Consider the following 4,222-nt stretch of genomic DNA (forward strand, 5'->3'; position numbering starts at 1 on the left):
CTGCAGCGGCGCTAGATGGCCGATCAGGTCTTCAAGCAGCGCTTCGTAGAGCATCTTTTCACGTGCCAGTGCGCGGCTTTTGGCCGACAACGCCTTGTCTTCGAATTCCTTGAGCTCGGGCGTGATAAAGCGCTCGGCGCCCTTGAGGGTCTGGCGGCGTATGTAATCAGCCGGGGCCTGCTCGGCCTGTTTGCTCGGCAACTCGATGAAGTAGCCGTGCACGCGGTTGTAACCGACTTTCAGGTTGGCAAGACCGGTACGGGCCTTTTCGCGGGCTTCCAGATCGATCAGGAACTGACCGGCGTTTTCACTCAGCGATTGCAGATCATCCAGCTCAGCGTCGTAGCCGGTTTTCAGAACACCGCCGTCGCGTATCACGGCAGGCGGATTGTCGATGATCGCGCGCTGCAGCAGATCGGCGAGTGCCGGATAGGTGCTGGCAGTCTGCGCAAGTTGCTGCAGATGCGGCGCCTCCAGGTCGGTCATCGCCTGCTGCAGTTCGGGCAGGGCGCTCAGGGCGTCGCGCAGACGCGCAAGGTCTCGTGGTCGCGCATTACGCAGGCCGATACGCGCCAGAATCCGCTCGATGTCGCCGATTTCCTTGAGCTGAGGCTGCAGGTTCTCAAAGCGGTAGCGCTCCAGAAAGCAGGTAATGGACGTCTGGCGTGCCTGAAGAATCGTCAGGTCGCGCAACGGCCGGTTCAGCCAGCGGGTCAGCAGCCGCGTTCCCATCGCCGTCTGGCAGCGGTCCATGACCGATTGCAGCGTATTGTCGCGGCCACCGGAGAGGTTGGTGTCCAGCTCAAGGTTACGCCGACTGGCTGCGTCGAGGATTACCGTATCGTCGAGGCGTTCGTGGCGCAGGCTGCGCAAGTGGGGCAGGGCGGTACGCTGGGTTTCCTTGGCGTAGCTGAGCAGGCAGCCCGCAGCACCGATGGCGAGTGTCAGGTTTTCGCAACCAAAACCCTTCAGGTCCTGGGTTGAAAACTGCTGACACAGACTTTTATGGGCTGAGTCGCGCTCGAAATCCCACGGCGCACGACGTCGCGCACCACGGCGTTTTTCGGCAGGCAGACCTTGCGGCCAGTCGTCCGGAATCAACAGCTCGACCGGGTTGATGCGTTCAAGCTCGGCCAGCAGATTCTCCCAGCCCTTGATCTCCAGCACACTGAAGTTGCCGCTGGTAATGTCCAGCACGGCAAGGCCGAACAGGCGTTCGTCACCCAGTACGGCGGCAATCAGGTTATCCCTGCGCTCATCGAGCAAGGCCTCGTCGCTGATGGTTCCGGGCGTAATGATGCGGACCACCTGACGATCCACCGGGCCCTTGCTGGTGGCCGGGTCGCCGATCTGCTCACAGATCACGACCGATTCGCCCAGCTTAACCAGTTTGGCCAGATAGCCTTCGGCGGCGTGATAAGGAATCCCGCACATGGGGATGCTCTGGCCTGCCGACTGACCGCGCGCGGTCAGGGTGATGTCCAGCAACTTGGCGGCTTTCTTCGCATCTTCGTAGAAGATCTCGTAGAAATCGCCCATGCGATAAAACATCAGTTGATCCAGGTGCTGGTTTTTGAGTTTCCAGTACTGCTGCATCATCGGAGTATGTGAGGACAGGTCGGAAATTGCTTTATTCATCAGTGGCTTAGGCAGGTTCTTGAGAGGAGTGAGGCAACCTTGAGGCATGACGGGTGGTCCCTCCTTGAATCGAGGGGCGTCTGCCGGGTATGTGCGATGGTCGCAAGGTTATCACGCTCAATCATGCGGTGCAGTTAGAGCGTACCTTCCGCTTATTGGTGACCGGGCGTTTCCTGACAGCCATCAACCTCGATTTGGCGTATAGACTTTCATCGCTGCTACTCGATAACCGGGCGGCACGCTATAAAAAAGGACTTTTATATGAAAAACAAACGAGCAAGGGATTCCGTCAACGGTCGCTTCATCCCGCTGGAAGAAGCCAGAAAAAGGCCGAGAGAAACGACGGTCGAAACGGTCAAAAAGCCGGAACGCAGGAAAGATGCGCGATAAACCGGCAATGGCAGACCCGCTTCAAGGCGGCTGCCTTGTCTCAGGAATCACTTTTATAGGCTTCCAGCATGAACGAGGACACCGTGGACGAGATAACCGGGCTGGCCGATACACTTGGCAGGCTTCTCGACGCAATGAACGCTCAAGTGACCACCGCCGAATCCTGCACGGGAGGCGGAATCGCCGAAGCGATCACACGCATCGCTGGCAGCTCGGCGTGGTTCGAAGCGGGTTATGTGACTTATTCAAATGCCCAGAAGACCCGGCAATTGGGCGTGCCCGAGGCACTGTTCGTAGAGGCCGGGGCGGTCAGCCAGCCTGTTGTCGAAGCCATGGTGCGAGGTGCGCAGCGTGAAAGCGGCGCGCGATTCGCCGTCGCAGTCAGCGGTGTTGCAGGGCCTGGCGGTGGTTCGCCGGATAAACCGGTCGGTACCGTATGGCTGTGTTGGGGCAAGGATGATGCGCTTGTCGCACAGCGTCGCCAGTTCGATGGCGACCGGGATCAGGTCCGTCGACAGACGGTCGAAGCCGCGCTGCAAGGGCTTATACAGCTTGCGTGTGGAGAAATGCCAAAACAGGGGTAGGCGCGCGCTCATCGCTGTGGAATAATACTGTCTACTTATACAGTTGTTGTGGCCATCAAGGCCCTAATTGAATTTGATTACGTGAGGACTTCAATGGACGACAACAAGAAGAAAGCCTTGGCTGCGGCCTTGGGTCAGATCGAGCGTCAGTTCGGTAAAGGTGCCGTGATGCGCATGGGCGACCATGATCGCCAGGCTATTCCTGCCATCTCCACCGGTTCGCTGGGTCTGGATATCGCACTGGGCATCGGCGGTCTGCCGAAAGGCCGGATCGTGGAAATCTATGGTCCAGAGTCTTCCGGTAAAACCACGCTGACGTTGTCGGTCATCGCGCAAGCCCAGAAAATGGGTGCTACCTGTGCGTTTGTCGACGCCGAGCACGCGCTTGATCCGGAATACGCCGGCAAACTGGGCGTCAATGTCGACGACCTGCTGGTTTCGCAGCCGGACACCGGTGAGCAGGCGCTTGAAATCACCGACATGCTGGTACGTTCCAACGCCATCGACGTCATCGTTGTCGACTCCGTTGCTGCGCTGGTGCCTAAGGCAGAGATCGAAGGCGAAATGGGTGATATGCACGTGGGTCTGCAGGCACGTCTGATGTCGCAGGCGCTGCGCAAGATCACCGGTAACATCAAGAACGCCAATTGCCTGGTGATCTTCATCAACCAGATCCGCATGAAGATCGGCGTGATGTTCGGTAGCCCGGAAACCACTACCGGTGGTAACGCCCTGAAGTTCTACGCTTCGGTACGTCTGGATATCCGTCGTACAGGCGCAGTGAAAGAAGGCGACGAGGTTGTCGGCAGCGAAACCCGCGTCAAGGTCGTTAAGAACAAGGTGGCTCCGCCATTCCGTCAGGCCGAGTTCCAGATTCTTTACGGCAAGGGTATCTACCTGAACGGTGAAATCGTCGATCTGGCCGTGCTGCATGGTTTTGTCGAGAAGTCCGGTGCCTGGTACAGCTACCAGGGCAGCAAGATCGGTCAGGGTAAAGCCAACTCGGCCAAATTCCTGGCAGACAATCCGGAAATCTGCAAAGCGCTCGAGAAGCAGATTCGCGACAAGTTGCTCACCCCTGGCGTCGACACCAAAGCTGTTGGCTCACGTGAAGCAGTGGCTGCCGATGATATGTCTGAAGCAGATGTCGATATCTGATAGCCATGCCTGCCGTACTCGATACACCCGTCGCCGTAAGGCGCACTGCAATGGACCTGCTCGCACGTCGCGAGCACGGTCGAGTCGAGTTGACGCGTAAACTGCGTCAGCGCGGCGCTCCCCCTGAGCTTATCGATGCAGCACTCGACCGTCTGGTCGAGGAAGGCCTGCTCTCTGAATCCCGTTACCTTGAAAGCTTCGTTTCTTACCGGGCACGTTCGGGCTACGGTCCTGTTCGTATTCGAGAAGAGCTGAATCAGCGTGGCTTGCAACGTGCCGACATTGAGCAGGCGCTCAGGGAGTGCGGCATTGATTGGCAGGAGAAGCTTCACGAGCTCTGGCAGCGCAAGTTTGCCGGTGCTTTGCCTGTTGATGCTCGTGAGCGAGCCAGGCAGGGAAGGTTTCTGAGTTATCGCGGCTATCCGCTGGATATGATCGGCCGCTTGTTAAGC

The 4,222-nt window shown here is 58.3% G+C and carries 5 protein-coding genes (1 of these 5 only partly in view); 4 read left to right on the forward strand and 1 reads right to left on the reverse strand.

From position 1 onward, the window contains the following. Positions 1-1,626, reverse strand: a 1,626-nt coding sequence (mutS, locus tag ALO64_RS26295) for a DNA mismatch repair protein MutS (RefSeq protein ID WP_235804992.1), incomplete at its 3' end; no start/stop codon positions are given. Between the two features lie 101 nt (positions 1,627-1,727). Between mutS and ALO64_RS25100 the strand changes: the two genes are divergently transcribed. The 4 genes from ALO64_RS25100 to recX form a co-directional block, all read left to right on the forward strand. Continuing rightward, positions 1,728-2,087 carry a hypothetical protein gene (locus tag ALO64_RS25100; protein ID WP_155516252.1) on the forward strand — a complete coding sequence of 120 codons (360 nt, stop codon included), beginning with the start codon at positions 1,728-1,730 and terminating at the stop codon, positions 2,085-2,087. A 24-nt stretch (positions 2,088-2,111) separates the two neighbouring features. Next, positions 2,112-2,612 carry a CinA family protein gene (locus ALO64_RS10090; protein ID WP_080900208.1) on the forward strand — a complete coding sequence of 167 codons (501 nt, stop codon included), beginning with the start codon at positions 2,112-2,114 and terminating at the stop codon, positions 2,610-2,612. A 93-nt stretch (positions 2,613-2,705) separates the two neighbouring features. After that, complete coding sequence (gene recA / locus ALO64_RS10095; RefSeq protein WP_002554688.1) at positions 2,706-3,770, forward strand: recombinase RecA; 1,065 nt, start codon at positions 2,706-2,708, stop codon at positions 3,768-3,770. A gap of 5 nt (positions 3,771-3,775) precedes the next feature. Further along, on the forward strand, positions 3,776-4,222 hold the 5' portion of the coding sequence (gene recX / locus ALO64_RS10100; RefSeq protein ID WP_054991708.1) for a recombination regulator RecX. It continues 24 nt past the right edge of the window; only the first 447 of its 471 coding nucleotides appear in the window; the start codon lies at positions 3,776-3,778; its stop codon lies off the right edge, out of view.

Origin of the sequence: Pseudomonas meliae (genome assembly GCF_001400515.1) — a bacterium.
GTDB classification, from domain to species: domain Bacteria; phylum Pseudomonadota; class Gammaproteobacteria; order Pseudomonadales; family Pseudomonadaceae; genus Aquipseudomonas; species Aquipseudomonas amygdali.